At 65.9% G+C, this 13,392-nt stretch carries 11 protein-coding genes; 3 read left to right on the top strand and 8 right to left on the bottom strand.

Annotation, left to right across the window (positions count from 1 at the left end; genetic code table 11):
• Positions 1-7: 7 nt before the first annotated feature.
• The 5 genes from QA635_RS12210 to QA635_RS12190 form a co-directional block, all read right to left on the bottom strand.
• A complete protein-coding gene (locus QA635_RS12210; RefSeq protein WP_283069259.1) occupies positions 8-1,111 on the bottom strand; it encodes an ABC transporter ATP-binding protein in 1,104 nt (367 codons plus the stop codon).
• A gap of 4 nt (positions 1,112-1,115) precedes the next feature.
• A complete protein-coding gene (locus tag QA635_RS12205) occupies positions 1,116-1,973 on the bottom strand; it encodes a carbohydrate ABC transporter permease (RefSeq protein WP_018273209.1) in 858 nt (285 codons plus the stop codon).
• Positions 1,974-1,987: 14 nt separating this feature from the next.
• Positions 1,988-2,917: a carbohydrate ABC transporter permease gene (locus tag QA635_RS12200; RefSeq protein WP_283069256.1), complete on the bottom strand. Its 930-nt coding sequence runs from the start codon at positions 2,915-2,917 to the stop codon at positions 1,988-1,990.
• Positions 2,918-3,034: 117 nt separating this feature from the next.
• Complete coding sequence (locus tag QA635_RS12195; protein WP_016846935.1) at positions 3,035-4,474, bottom strand: extracellular solute-binding protein; 1,440 nt, start codon at positions 4,472-4,474, stop codon at positions 3,035-3,037.
• Positions 4,475-4,503: 29 nt separating this feature from the next.
• On the bottom strand, positions 4,504-5,520 hold the full coding sequence (locus QA635_RS12190; protein WP_076823802.1) for a sugar-binding transcriptional regulator: 1,017 nt from the start codon (positions 5,518-5,520) through the stop codon (positions 4,504-4,506).
• 134 nt (positions 5,521-5,654) lie between these two features.
• Here QA635_RS12190 and QA635_RS12185 point away from each other — a divergent pair, with 134 nt between their 5' ends.
• From QA635_RS12185 to QA635_RS12175, 3 genes are read left to right on the top strand one after another with little or no spacing between them, the layout of a single operon-like run.
• Positions 5,655-6,935 (top strand): FGGY-family carbohydrate kinase, encoded by a 1,281-nt coding sequence (locus QA635_RS12185; RefSeq protein WP_283069252.1) that lies wholly within the window; start codon positions 5,655-5,657, stop codon positions 6,933-6,935.
• Positions 6,932-7,801: a TIGR01459 family HAD-type hydrolase gene (locus QA635_RS12180; protein ID WP_283069250.1), complete on the top strand. Its 870-nt coding sequence runs from the start codon at positions 6,932-6,934 to the stop codon at positions 7,799-7,801. The genes QA635_RS12185 and QA635_RS12180 overlap by 4 nt, the downstream gene beginning before the upstream one ends.
• An 11-nt stretch (positions 7,802-7,812) precedes the next feature.
• Complete coding sequence (locus QA635_RS12175; protein ID WP_283069248.1) at positions 7,813-8,841, top strand: class II aldolase/adducin family protein; 1,029 nt, start codon at positions 7,813-7,815, stop codon at positions 8,839-8,841.
• A 28-nt stretch (positions 8,842-8,869) separates the two neighbouring features.
• On the opposite strand, the gene ilvA is transcribed toward QA635_RS12175, so the two are convergent.
• The 3 genes from ilvA to QA635_RS12160 all read right to left on the bottom strand — a co-directional run bounded on the left by ilvA (position 8,870) and on the right by QA635_RS12160 (position 13,375).
• Positions 8,870-10,417, bottom strand: a complete 1,548-nt coding sequence (ilvA, locus tag QA635_RS12170; protein ID WP_283069246.1) for a threonine ammonia-lyase, biosynthetic — start codon at positions 10,415-10,417, stop codon at positions 8,870-8,872.
• Positions 10,418-10,747: 330 nt separating this feature from the next.
• Positions 10,748-11,938 (bottom strand): M24 family metallopeptidase, encoded by a 1,191-nt coding sequence (locus QA635_RS12165; RefSeq protein WP_283069244.1) that lies wholly within the window; start codon positions 11,936-11,938, stop codon positions 10,748-10,750.
• A gap of 18 nt (positions 11,939-11,956) precedes the next feature.
• A complete protein-coding gene (locus QA635_RS12160) occupies positions 11,957-13,375 on the bottom strand; it encodes an MFS transporter (protein ID WP_283069242.1) in 1,419 nt (472 codons plus the stop codon).
• Between the last annotated feature and the right edge of the window lie 17 nt (positions 13,376-13,392).

The raw sequence follows: 13,392 nt of genomic DNA, 5'->3' as shown, positions 1-13,392 counted from the left end.
TCCGCTCCTATGCCGCCTTGAGCCGGTGCGACGCCCCGATCCGCAGCCCGGTGGCGCGATCGAACAGCATCGCGGCGTCGGGCGCGAATCGAACGAAAACGGCATCGTCAGGCGCACCCTGCGGTGCATCCGGCGGCAGCGCCGCCAGCCATTCCGTTCCGTCGGCAAGACGGAGCAGCAGCACCGCCTTCTCGTGCATCGGCGTGATCGCGAGAATGCGCGCCGGGATGGCGTCGTCGGTGGATGCGGACGAAACCGCGAGATCCTCGGGCCGGACGCCCAGCCAACATGCACCGGCAGGCGCTGCGCCATCGGCCGCGCCGAGCCGCATCCTGGCGCCAGCGATGTCAGCCGACAGCATGCCGTGCTCCGCTACTGGCGAGACTTCCGCGAGGTTAATGGTCGGATCGCCGAACAGGCGCGCGACCGCGACCGATGCGGGTTGGGCATAGATATCGGTCGGCGTCGCGACCTGCGCGAGCCGGCCGTCGATCAAGACCGCGATGCGGTCGGCGATCGCCATCGCCTCGCGATAGTCCTGGGTGACGTAGAGCACGGCGGCAGTGCCGCGCCGCAGCAGGTTCGGCAGCTCGAGCCGCATCTCGTAGCGCAGCTTGGCGTCGACATTGCGCAGCGGATCATCCAGCAGCAGAACATCCGGATTGCCGATCAGCGCCCGCGCCAGCGCCGTGCGCTGCTTCTGTCCGTTCGACAATTCGCGCGGTGCGTGGCCGAGCACATGCTCGATCTTGAGCAGCCTACTGATCGCGGCAACGCGGCCGGCGACATCGCCGCCGCCGGCCTTGGCGCGTAGGCCGCTTGCGATATTGTCGCGGGCGGTCATGTGCGGGAACAAGGCAAAGTTCTGGAATGCCATGCCGATCCCGCGCCGCTCGGGCGGAGCACCGACCACCGAGCGGCCGCCGACCAGGATGTCGCCGTCGTCGGGCTCGAACATGCCCGCGATCATGCGCAGCAGCACGGTCTTGCCGCTACCGGACGGTCCGAACACCGCCACGATCTCGCCGGGCTCGACAGCCAGCGACAATCCGTCGGCGGGCCGTGCCGCACCGAACGCCTTGCTCACCGAATTGATTTCGAGACGCGCCATCGGATCAGCCTTTCACCGCGCCGAGCGAGAGACCCTCGACCAGATAGCGCTGCGCATAGAGCGCAAGCAACAGGGTCGGCGTCACCGACAGCACGATCGCCGCCGCGATCTGGCCGTACTGAATACCGGACGCGGTGACGAAGGCGAGCGCGCCGACCGTCACCGGCTGCTTGTCGGCGGAGGCCAGGATCAGCGCGAAGACGAAATTGTTCCAGCAGAAGATGAACGACAGCAGTCCCGCCGCGGCGATCCCCGGTCCTGCCAGTGGCACCGCGATTCTGGTGAAGGCCTCGCGCCAGGAATGCCCGGCCAGTCGGTAGGCATGCTCGATATCAGGGCTGATATCCTCGAAATAGCCGCGCACGATCCACAGGATCAACGGCAGCGCGATCAGCTGATAGACCCAGACGATCCCGAAGTAGGTGTCGTTGAGGCCGAGCTCCTGGTAGTACAGCGACAGCGGCAGCAGCACGAGCAGCGGCGGCGCAAAGCGGAACGACAGCAGCGTAAACGCGATGCTCTCGCCGAGGCGGAATTTGAAGCGCGCAAAGGCATAGGCCGCCGGCACGCCGAGCAGCAGCGCCAGCAGCACCGCCGCGCTCGACAGCACGACGCTGTTGAAGAGGTTGCGCATGAAGGAGATCTGCAGATTGCCGGCCGCGGTGCGCAGCTGGCCGGAGATCAGCGCCTCGTAATTGGCAAGCGTCGGCTCGAACAGGATCCGCGGCGGGATCCGCAGGATCTGCTCGTTGGTCTGGAACGACATCAGGAAGATCCAGACGATCGGAAACATGAAGAAAATCAGGATCAGCGTGAGCGCCACACCGCGGAAGATGCGACCGGCAAGGCTGGAATGTTCCATCGCTCCCCTCCCCGTCACGCGTGGCCGTGCGCACGCGCGCGCAGCCGCAGCCAGTTCTTGATGAAGATGTTCGACAGGATGTTGGTGATGAGCCAGAGGATCATCAACAGCGCCGCCGATCTGCCGACATTGGTGTACTGGAAGAATTCCAGATAGGCCTGCACCTGGAATACCATCAGCCGGTCACCCGGCCCGCCCTGCGTCATCGCATAGATGATGTCGAACTGCTGGATCGAATCGAGCAGCCGGAACAGCGACGCCGTGATGATGTAGGGCGCCAGCATCGGCAGCGTGATGCGGAAGAACACGAAGCTCGCCGGCACGCCATCGAGTGCCGCGGCCTCGAACGGCTGCCGTGGCAGCGAGCGCAGGCCCGCGAGCAGCAGGATCATGATGAACGGCGTGTAGACCCAGACATCGACCAGCACGACCGTGAACAGCGCGCTCGATGGATCGGAGGCCCATTTGAAATCGGTGACGCCGAACAGGCCGACCAGATAGGACAGGATGCCGAAGCTCGGATTGGTCATCAGCTTCCACATCAGCGCGGCGATCGCGGGCGCCGTCATCAGCGGCAGCAGCAGCATGATCGACACCGCATTGTGGAAGCGGGTCGGCCGGCGCAGCAGCAGCGCGATGCCAAGACCGAGCAGCAGCTCGAGCACGACCGTGACCACAGTATAGGTGATCGAGACGCGGAAAGTATTCCAGAACGCCGGGTCGGACAGGAAGTCGATGTAGTTTCCGGCGCCGATGAAGCCGCGCAGATGAGGCAGGTTCAGCCGGTAGCGCTGCAGCGAGTAGACAGCCGCGGTCACGAACGGAACCAGGATCGCCACGCAGACGAGCAGCGCCGGCAGGCTGAGCAGATAGGGCAAGAGGCGCACGCGCGGCCTTGGTGTGGCCGGCGCTGCCTGCGCGTTCGTCTGGAGGAGTTGGACCATGCTCATGATGATAAGAGATCGCGTTCGGCTGGCAAACGCCGCCGGCTCGGATGGGACAAGGGTCCGAGCCGGCGGATGGGTGCGGTGCGGGGGATCAGGCACCGCACAGTTGATCCGTCAGCCGAGACCGGCCTGCTTGAGCTGGCGGTTGATGCTGTCGGCGAGCTTGTCGAGCCCCTCGTCGACGCTGACCTCCTTCGCCACCATCTTCTGCAGCGAGGCGGCCCATTCGGTCGTCAGGTCGAAGAACAGCGGCTGCGCCGTGAAGTAGATCTTGGCGCCGGGCGACGACATGTCGTGCTGCTCGAGATAGCCGGGATAGGACTTCGCGATGCGGTCGCGGAATTCGCTGTCCTTCCACACCGATGCACGCACCGGGTTGACGAAGTCCATCTTGCGCGCCCCGAACAGGTCGTGCTCGACGGATGCCGCCCACTGCATGAACAGCCAGGCCGCCTCCTTCTGCTTGGAGAAGCTCGACATCGCGAGCGACCAGATCCAGACATTCGGGGTCGGCGCCTTGGCGGCCGGATTGGCCGCGAATGGCGCGTAGCCGAGATGCCCCTTCTCCTTGTTGTCGCCGCCGTTCATGAAGTAGCCGAGGATGTCGGCGTCGAAGATCATGCCCGAGGCGCCGGCGCCGAGATCGGTGCCGACCTGGTACCAGGTGTAGGTCGACCAGTTCTTCGGGCCCGAGGTCTGGATCATCTTGACCCATTTGTCGTGGAAATCCTTCGAAGCCTTCGTGTTCATCGCGGCCTTCAGCTTGCCGCCCTCCATCACGAAATCCTTCTGGCCGAAGTTCGAATAGGCCGACAGGAAACCGGGATGGATGGTCGCCCAGGAGCGCGAGCCGCGCACGCCGACGCCGTAGGGACCGCCGGCGTCCTTGGTGATCTTGGCCGCGACCTCCAGCATCTCGTCGAGGTTCTTCGGCGGTTTGACGCCCACCTTGTCGAAGACGTTGCGGTTGTAGGTGATGTTGTTCAGCTCATAGCCCCAGGGGATGCACCACTGCTTGGCCTTGCCCGAGCCGAGCTCGGAGCCGGCGACGCCGTCCCACGCGGTCGAGGCGCGCAGGCCCGGCAGCACGTCGTCCCAGGCGAAGGCCGGATTGGTCTTGGCGGGATCCTTGATGTAGGTGTTGAGGTCTTCGATCCAGCCCGCCGGACCATAGGTCCAGGTCATGTAGGCGCCGGTCATGAAGGCATCGTACTGGTCCGACTTCGACGACAGCGCCGCCGTCACCTTGTCGAAATAGACGTCCTCCGGAAAGATGTCGTAGGTGACGTTCATGCCGGTGAGCGACTTGAACGCCTCGATGTCGCCGATCATCGCGTCGACATAGGGGTGCTTGTTGAGCAGCAGCTTGACGCTCTTGCCACTCTGGGCCTTCCAGTTGAAGTCGGCGGCCATCGCCTTCGACATCGAGGAGGCGAAGGCGGCGTTGGCGGCGATGCCCGCGATGCCGAGCTTGGCGGCGCCGTCCAGGAGATCGCGGCGGCTGATGCGTTTGGCAGCGTAGGAGTCGAACAGATTCTTCTCGCGATCGAACATGTATTTCCTCTCCTTGTTGACGCTTTGTTTTATGTGTCCTTCCGGGTCTTGCTTCTTGTCTTGCCGGATGTGGTCTCCGGCTTGTCGGTGGCGAGCGCCTTTGCGGTCGCTTCGTCGATGATGAGGCCGTGCAGAACGCCGCTGCGCAGCACGCCGCGCAGCGCGGTCACCTTGGCCGGCCCGCCGGCGATGGCGACGATCCGGTGCTTCCTGAGGTCGGGCATGCTCATGGAGGTGGCGCGGGCCGACAGATCGGTGTCCAGCACCGTTCCGTCGGCGCTGAAGAAATGCCCGAGCAGGTCGGCGCAGGCGCCGACGCGCTTCAGCTCGACGACCTCGTCGGGCTTGATCATGCCGCTCGACACCAGGAAGCCGTCACGGCTGACCTGGCCGATGCCGACGAACAGCAGCGAGGCCTTGCGCGCCAGCGCGAACACGTCGGCGATGCCGAATTGCTGCATCAGCACGGCGCGGTCGGCGACCGAATTGGCGAACACCGGCACCGGCAGCAGATAGGCTTCCGCGCCGGTGCGCTCGGCGAGCTTGTGAATCACGTCGAACGGATTGGCGGCAAATTTCCGCGTCAGTCCGCCGAGCAGTGACACGAACTGCGCGTCGCGCGCCGGCGTCTGCGGCATCTGCTCCACGACCGCCGCGAGCGTGCGGCCATGGCCGAAGCCGATCACCTTGTCCTGGCCGCGCTCCAGGATCTGGCGCAGGAAGCTCGCGCCTTCCAGCGCCAGCGCCTTCAGCGGCAGATCGCCCTCGCCGAGATCAGGCGCGACGCGGCAGAACGAGAGGCCGAAGCGCTGCGCGAGATCGTTCTCGAGCGCGACGCATTCGGCGACCGGCCCCTCGACGAACACGCGGATCATGCCCTCGCGGCTGGCGCGCGCGATCAGGCGATGCGCCTTGGTGCTCTGGATGTTGAGGCGGTCGGCGACCTCGGACTGGGTGAGCCCCGCCGCGAAATACAGCCACGCCGCGCGCGTCGCGAGCGACGCCTCGCCGTCGATCACCGGCAGCCTGTCGGGCGGGGGTGCCATATCAGGAAAAGTCCGCTTGCAAATTTCTTCACGTCCTGCAAAAAATTGCAGAGGCCGAACGGGGCGTCAATCCCCCAAACGTGCTGCAGCGCAACCAATGTCGACGCGCGCGCACCTGAGAGCGTTGAGGTCGCATGGGAGGTTTGTATCTCGGCATTGATGTCGGAACCGGAGGCGTGCGCGCTTGTGCAATCGATGCGCAGGGCGGCATCCGCGGCTTCGCGTCCGTCGCGCTGCCCGCGCCGCGCGTCGACGGCAACGCCATCGACCAGACACCGGAGCTGTGGTGGCAAGCCGCGACGGCGGCCATCCGCAAGCTCGGCCAGACCGTCGCTCTCGGCGACGTCACGCGCACCGTCGTCGACGGCACATCGGGCACACTGCTGCTGGTCGACGCCGCCGGCCGCCCCTGCTCGCCGGGGCTGATGTACAATGATGCCCGCGCCACGCGCGAAGCGGCGCGCGTTGCGGCGGTCGCCCCGCGCGAGAGCGGCGCGCATGGCGCGAGCAGCGCGCTCGCCAAGCTGCTCTATCTGCTGAGCCATGACTATATCGGCGATGCGCGCCACTCCGTTCACCAGGCGGACTGGATCGCCGGCCGGCTCGCGAACCATCATGGCATCAGCGACGAGAACAACGCGCTGAAGCTCGGCTACGACCCGGTCGCGCGTGCCTGGCCATCCTGGCTCGAACAGCTCGGCGTGCGCGACGATCTGCTGCCCGAAGTGCTGGTGCCGGGCACGCCATTTTCCGAGATGGATCCGCAGGTCGCGCGGTCGCTGGGACTGCCGCCCACGGCGCAGGTCGCCGCCGGCACCACCGATGGCGTTGCGGCCTTCATCGCAACGCGCGCCGACCAGCCGGGCGATGCCGTCACCTCGCTCGGCACCACGCTGGTGGTGAAGCAGCTTGCGACCCAGCCGATCTTCGCGGCCGATCAGGGCGTCTATTCGCACCGGCTCGGCGAACACTGGCTTGCCGGCGGCGCCTCGAACTCCGGCGGCGCCGCGCTGCTGGTGCATTTCACCGCCGCCGAGATGGAGCGGCTGACACCGCAGCTGACGCCGGACCAGCCGACCGGGCTGGACTACTATCCGCTGCCAAAACCCGGCGAACGCTTTCCGATCGCCGATCCAGCGTTGGCCGCGCGGGTCACGCCGCGTCCGGCGGAAGATTGCCGCTTCTTCCAGGGTCTGCTCGAGGGCATCGCCTCGGTGGAAGCCCTCGCCTACCGTCAGCTGGCGCGGCTCGGTGCGCCGCGCCTGCGCCGCGTCATCGGCATCGGCGGCGGCGCGAAGAACGACGCATGGACCAAAATCCGGCACCGCGTTCTCGGCGTTCCCGTCTCGGTCGCCGAGCAGACCGAAGCAAGCTACGGCGCCGCGCTGCTCGCGCTGAACGGAGGCCCGCCATGAAGGCCGACGCGACCGCGATCGCCGGCCTTCACGCCATCGCCGACCGCTTCGATCATGTGCTGCTCGACCAGTGGGGCACGCTGCATGAGGGACTGGCGGTGTTCCCCGCGGCGCTGGAGTGCGTGGCGCGGCTGCGCGAAGCCGGCAAGCGGATCCTGATCCTGTCCAATTCCGGCAAGCGCGCCGGCAGCAACCAGCGGCGGCTCGCGACGCTCGGCCTGCCGTCCGACGCCTATGACGGCGTGCTGTCCTCGGGCGAGGTGACCTGGCGCGGCCTGCATGCGCGCGAGCAGGCGCCCTTTGCCGAACTCGGACGCGCCTGCTTCCTGATCTCGCGCGACGGTGACCACTCGATCGTCGACGGCACCGACCTTGTGGTGGTCTCGAACATGCGCGAGGCCGATTTCATCCTGCTCGGCGGTCTCGACGATGACGCGGCCGAGCCCGAGCGATGGCGTGCGCAACTGACCGCGGCCGGCGCGCGGCAGCTGCCGATGCTGTGCGCCAATCCCGATCTCGTGATGTTCGGGGTCGCGGGGCTGATCCCCGCGCCGGGCGCGCTCGCCGCATTCTATCATTCGCTCGGTGGCACCGTGCTGTTCGTCGGCAAACCGCATCCGCCGATGTTTGCCGCCGCGCGCGATCAATTGGGACGGCCGCCGCCGGACCGGATCCTCGTCATCGGCGACTCCCTCGATCACGATATCGCCGGTGGACGCACCGCCGGCATGCTGACCCTGCTGATCGGCTCCGGTGCGCACCGCGCGACGCTTGCGCAGGCGAGCGATCTGCCGCGGGCGATCAAGACCGTGGCCGGCACAGCGGCGCGGATGCCGCACTGGACGATGGACCATCTGACCTGGTGAGAACAGCCCTGATGCGACCGCCTCAAATGCTGGATGAACTGCGCCGCATGTCGGCACGCGTCGGCAGGAATATCCTGCTGGTGCAGGGCGCCGGCGGCAATTCGTCGGTCAAGGATGGCGACGTGCTCTGGGTGAAGGCGTCAGGTACCTGGCTCGCCGATGCCGAGGACAAGGAGATTTTCGTCCCGGTCGCCTTGTCGGCCGCGCGCGCAGCGCTGCTGCATGGCGACGAACGCGTGCCGCTGGCGCCGAACGCCGGGACGACGCTGCGCGCCTCGATCGAGACCTCGCTGCATGCGCTGATGCCGCACCGGATCGTGCTGCACGTCCATTCCGTCAACACCATCGCATGGGCGGTGCGCACCGACGCGCGCGACGAGTTTGCCCTGCGACTGGACGGACTGGCCTGGCGTTACCTCGACTATCATCACCCGGGGCTGCCACTCGCACGCGCGGTCAGCGCGGCGATCGCCGATGATACGGTGGACGTCCTGATCCTCGGCAATCACGGCCTGGTGGTCGGTGCGGCCAGCTGCGACGCCGCCGAGGCTTTGGTCGGCGAGGTCGAGCAACGTCTGGCCCTCGAGCAGCGCAGCGCGCCGGCGGCAGATCACGGCACGCTCCGCACGATCTGCGCGGGCACCAACTATCGCCCGCCGCGGGATCCTCGCGGCCACGACATTGCCACTGACCGCTATAGCCGCGCGATCGCGACCAGCGGCTCGTTGTATCCCGATCACGTCGTCTTCCTTGGCCCGGGCCTGCCGGTCCTGGAGCATCGCGAGAAGCTGAGCGGCATGATCGCGCAGACCACCGCGAACGGACTGCCGCCGCCGGTTGCCCTGCTCGTCCCCGACCTCGGCAGCCTCATCCGCGACGATGCGAGCGACGGAGCGGAGGCCATGCTGAGCTGTCTCGCATTGGTCACATGCCGCCTGCCCCTGACCGCACGGGTCAATTATCTGACGGCAGAGAACGAGCGTGCGCTGCTCAATTGGGACGCCGAGCGCTATCGCCAGCAATTGACAGCCGATCGCTGACCGCTGGTCGATAGAGCCGCCCGGTGCTTCATCCCTTCTCGGCGGAGAGAAACAGGCGATAGGCCGGATTTTCACTCTCGTTCCAGTAGGGATAGCCGAGCGCATCCAGCGCCTGAACGAACCGGGCGCGCTCGTGCGGCTTGACCTCGATCCCTGCCAGGATGCGTCCGTAGTCGGCGCCGTGATTGCGATAGTGGAACAGTGAGATATTCCAGTCGGGCGCCAGGCTCTCGAGGAATTTCAGCAGCGCGCCCGGACGCTCCGGAAACTCGAAGCGGTAGATGACCTCGTCCTTGAGCAACGGAGCGCGACCGCCCACCATGTAGCGCACATGGTCCTTGGCCATCTCGTTCTCGCTCAGATCGAGGATCGGATAGCCTTCGCGCCGAAGCAACTCCATGACCTCCCGCTTCTCGACCTCGCCGCGGCTCAGCGCGATGCCGACGAACAGTTGCGCCGGCGCGGTGGTATCGGCAAAGCGGTAGTTGAATTCCGTGATCGCGCGCGAGCCGAGGATGCGGATGAAGTGCCGATAGCTGCCCGGCTTCTCCGGCACGGTCACGGCAAGCAGCGCCTCGCGATGTTCGCCGACCTCGGCGCGGTCGGCAATGGTGCGCAGCCGGTCGAAATTCAGATTGGCGCCGCTGTTGACGGCAATCAGGCTGCCGTCGCTGAGCGCGCCGCGCTCGGCGTAGGCCTTGAGGCCGGCGAGCGCCAATGCGCCGGAGGGCTCGGCGACCGATCGCACGTCGTCGAAGATATCCTTGATGGCGGCGCACATGGCATCGGTGTCCACCGTGACGACCTCGTCGAGCAGGTCGCGGCAGAGCCGGAAGGTCTCGGTTCCCACCTTGCGGACGGCGACGCCGTCGGCAAACAGTCCGACCTGATCCAGCGCGACGACGCTGCCCTTGGCGAGCGCGGCCGCCATCGACGCGGCATCCGCCGGCTCGACGCCGACGACCTTGATCGACGGGTTGAGGAATTTCACGAAAGCGGCCACGCCGGCCGCCAGCCCACCGCCGCCGATCGGCACGAAGATCGCCTCGATCGTATCGGGATGCTGGCGCAGGATCTCCATCCCGACCGTTCCCTGGCCGGCGATCACATCGGGATCGTCGAACGGATGCACAAAGGTCAAGCCACGCGCGGCCTCGATCTCCCTGGCCTTGGTTTGCGCGTCGTCGAACGTATCGCCATGCAGGACAACATCACCGCCCAAACGCCGGACGGCCTCGACCTTGATGGCGGGCGTCGTCCTCGGCATCACGATCGTCGCCGGAATGCCGAGCTTGCGCGCCGACAGCGCGACGCCCTGGGCATGATTGCCCGCCGACGCGCAGATCACACCGAGCCTGCGCTGCGCGTCCGGCAGCCTGACGATCTTGTTGTAGGCGCCGCGAAGCTTGAACGAGAAGATCGGCTGGAAGTCTTCCCGCTTCAGCAACACGTTACGCGACAATCGCTCCGAAAGCCGCGGCATGGGATCGAGCGGCGTCTCGACCGCCACGTCGTAGACACGGGCGGTCAGGATGCTTTGGGCGTAGTCACGGAGTGCGTCGGCGGCAGCGGTCATCGGGTCGCTTCTGTCGATGGGGAGGCAATCGATATCGGTTGCACCTTACCATCGTCGGCGCCGACCCGGCGAGCGGACGGCATGAAGCCGCCGCTGCATCCAGTTCGAAGCATCGCATGAGGGGAGGCTGGCGTGAAGCAAAGACCGCCGCTGCCAAAATATCGAAAACAACCCCATGCACAGTAGCCGGCGGCGGCCAGACTCGACCGAGCCACTTAACACGTCGGGCAACTCAGGGGTACATTTCTAGTATTCCGAATATTGCCAAACGCCTCCAGCGCTGCAGCTGAATCCGTGGCTTAGCCAAAATACCGCCCTGCACTGACCGCTTCAGGCCATGGGACGGGCCGAATTCCACCCCCTGCCATGGTCACCGGGCGCTTCCCAGCCCGATTCGGAGACGATCAGGGTGTCCTCGAGCTTGATGTAGCCGCGCGTTGGATGCAGCAGCGCGGTCTCGATCGAGATCACCATCCCGCGTTCGAGCGGCCGATCGGCGTCGTACGGCGAATAAGGCACCGGACCTGTTGCAGTCAGGCGCGGCGCTTCGTGGCTGACGAGCCCGATGCCGTGTGCGGTGAAGTCGAGCACGGCGCGATGCGGCGAGGCTTTGACGGCCGCCTCGCCCGCCGCGATGATCTCGCCACCCATGGCGCCCGGCCGGATCGCGCGCCGGGCCAACTGCTGGACGTCCTCGATTTCCTGTAGCAACTCGCGCAGCTCGCTGTCGGGTTCACCCAGGATACCCATGCGGCTGAGGTCGCCGATATAGCCCCGGTAGTTTCCTCCGGAATCGATCGAGATCACGTCGCCTTGCTCGAGACGCTGGCTGGAAGGCGCGCGGTTATGGCTCTTGCCCGCGGCAATCAGGCAATATTCGAAGACGAGATCGCGCTCCTGCTCCCCGCGGCGCAGACGGGCGACGACGTCGTTCTTCGTCATGCCCGGTGCACAGACCTTGAACGTGGCCATCATCGCGTCGACGACCCGCTCGGAAGCCTCTATGATGAGATCCAGTTCAACGGCAGATTTTACGGCGCGAAGACGTTCCAGCGTGAAATGGGCCTCGCGGAACTCGACATGGCCGCAGCCGGCAAGCAGATGATCCCTGGCGTCGGCCGGCAGGAAACCTGTCTCGATGCCGATACGCAGGGCCGCGCCCCCGAGCTTTCTCACATGCTCGATCGCGAGGCCGACCGCATCGATCGTTCCCCACGCCTCTGCTCTGACAGTCGGCGCCCATATCCGTCCGAGCTGCTGCTCGAACTTCTCCATCCGATTGCCGATGTAGGCGGAATTCTCCGGATGTCCCTTCTGATAGACGAACACCGGCAGATAGCGGCTCGTGCCAATTGCCTCCATGACGTCGAAGAAGAAGAAACGATATCCACCGAGCAGATACTGCACATTATGACGCGAGGTGACGATCAGGACGTCGAGCCCCGCTTCATCCATCAGCCGATCGAGCTTTGCAGTATCGAACGGCGCCGCCGTTGCGATCGTGTCGAAAGCGTTGTCCATGGTATGACCTTTCGTCTTTCACTGTCCCGCTGCCGGTTTCGCGGCCAGCGATTTCGGTGCGGCGCTCGCGCCCGCGTTTTCGCCAAACAGAACCACCGGGCGCCCGTGCGGCTCGACGCCGAGGAACGTGAAGGCAAGGCCGATCAGGAGGCCCGCGCCGGCAAGAAAGCAGAACGCCGGCATCACCGCCGCGGCGGTCGCACTTGGATGCACGAGATTGTCAGCACCGGCGATCAATGCGAGACACAGGGGACCTACGATCTTGCCGATCCCATTCGAGAGCTGGGCAAGGCCGACCGCGCGTCCCGACAGCTGAACCGGGAAGATTTCCGCCGGATAGGGTGCGATGTTCGAAAATCCGCCATCGAAGAACACGGCGCCGACGATCAGGAAGACCAGGAACAGCGGCACCGAGCCGGCAAAGTCGTTGTGAAAATAGGCGGCGAGCGCCAGCGACACCGCGGTGCCATAGCCCATCAACTGACCACAAGGCTTGCGACCGATCCGATGGGCGAGGAAGGCGAAGCCGGTCCGGCCGAACACGCCGGCGAGGCTGACATAGATGAACATCTTGGCTGCATCCTGGGGAGAGACGCCAAGCAGCAGCGCCACGATCGTCGGCCCCCACAGGAACACACCGTAATTCGCCGTGCTGGCGCCGAGCCAGATCAGGACGGTCAGCCAGAAGCGCCGCTGCTCGGCAAAGAGATCGGCAAATGTCGCCGGGCTCGCCGGCGGCGGCGTAGGCAGGGCGAACTCATCGCCGCCGACCCGATAGAGTTTCCGGACGCTCGCCTGTGCCTCGCGCACGCGGCCCTTGCTGATCAACCAGCGCGGCGATTCCGGCATGATGATCATGGTCAGAATTCCGAGGAGGATCGGCAAGAAGCCGACCGCCGCCAATCCGCGCCAGCCGACCAGCGGCAGCAGGAAGCTCGCCGTCACCGACGCCGACAGCACGCCAAAGGCAACCGGGACGACCACGAGACTCGTGACCAGCGTGCGATGGCGGGTCGGTGCGAATTCGACGATAGCAGGAACCGCCGCCGCAGCTCCTGCGGCAAGGCCGAAGCCGACGAAGAAGCGCAGGATCGCAAACGCAACCCAGCCGTCTTCCGGAATGAACGCGATCGCGCCCGAGGTCAGGCCGCAAATCATAACGCCTGATATCGCCAGCGGCTTGCGCCCGAACCGATCCGCGAGGATGCCCGCGACGAAGGCGCCCAGCATCGCTCCGATGCCGGCGCTCATCAGCATGATCGAGGTCTGCCCAAACGTCAGGTGCCATTTCGGCGCCAGCACCGAGACCAGGAATCCGACCACAAAGAAATCGAAGAAATCGACCACGCCGGTGACGGCGAAGATGATGATCGATAGCCAATAGCGCGTCGTTACCGGCGCTTCGTCGAACGGCACCACGCTCGTTTGCTCCGCCATGGTCTCCCCCTGTTGTT

This window comes from Bradyrhizobium brasilense (genome assembly GCF_029714345.1).
GTDB classification, from domain to species: Bacteria; Pseudomonadota; Alphaproteobacteria; order Rhizobiales; family Xanthobacteraceae; genus Bradyrhizobium; species Bradyrhizobium australafricanum.
This window is presented reverse-complemented; position numbering and strand designations above follow the sequence as displayed.

Excerpts from the sequence above, each read along its gene's own strand:
- QA635_RS12180 (WP_283069250.1), top strand. The coding sequence starts at position 6,932 with ATGAAGGCCGACGCGACCGCGATCGCCGGCCTTCACGCCATCGCCGAC.
- QA635_RS12200 (WP_283069256.1), bottom strand. The coding sequence starts at position 2,917 with ATGGTCCAACTCCTCCAGACGAACGCGCAGGCAGCGCCGGCCACACCA.
- QA635_RS12160 (WP_283069242.1), bottom strand. The coding sequence starts at position 13,375 with ATGGCGGAGCAAACGAGCGTGGTGCCGTTCGACGAAGCGCCGGTAACG.
- QA635_RS12210 (WP_283069259.1), bottom strand. The coding sequence starts at position 1,111 with ATGGCGCGTCTCGAAATCAATTCGGTGAGCAAGGCGTTCGGTGCGGCA.
- QA635_RS12205 (WP_018273209.1), bottom strand. The coding sequence starts at position 1,973 with ATGGAACATTCCAGCCTTGCCGGTCGCATCTTCCGCGGTGTGGCGCTC.
- QA635_RS12190 (WP_076823802.1), bottom strand. The coding sequence starts at position 5,520 with ATGGCACCCCCGCCCGACAGGCTGCCGGTGATCGACGGCGAGGCGTCG.
- QA635_RS12195 (WP_016846935.1), bottom strand. The coding sequence starts at position 4,474 with ATGTTCGATCGCGAGAAGAATCTGTTCGACTCCTACGCTGCCAAACGC.
- QA635_RS12165 (WP_283069244.1), bottom strand. The coding sequence starts at position 11,938 with ATGGACAACGCTTTCGACACGATCGCAACGGCGGCGCCGTTCGATACT.
- QA635_RS12175 (WP_283069248.1), top strand. The coding sequence starts at position 7,813 with ATGCGACCGCCTCAAATGCTGGATGAACTGCGCCGCATGTCGGCACGC.
- ilvA (WP_283069246.1), bottom strand. The coding sequence starts at position 10,417 with ATGACCGCTGCCGCCGACGCACTCCGTGACTACGCCCAAAGCATCCTG.
- QA635_RS12185 (WP_283069252.1), top strand. The coding sequence starts at position 5,655 with ATGGGAGGTTTGTATCTCGGCATTGATGTCGGAACCGGAGGCGTGCGC.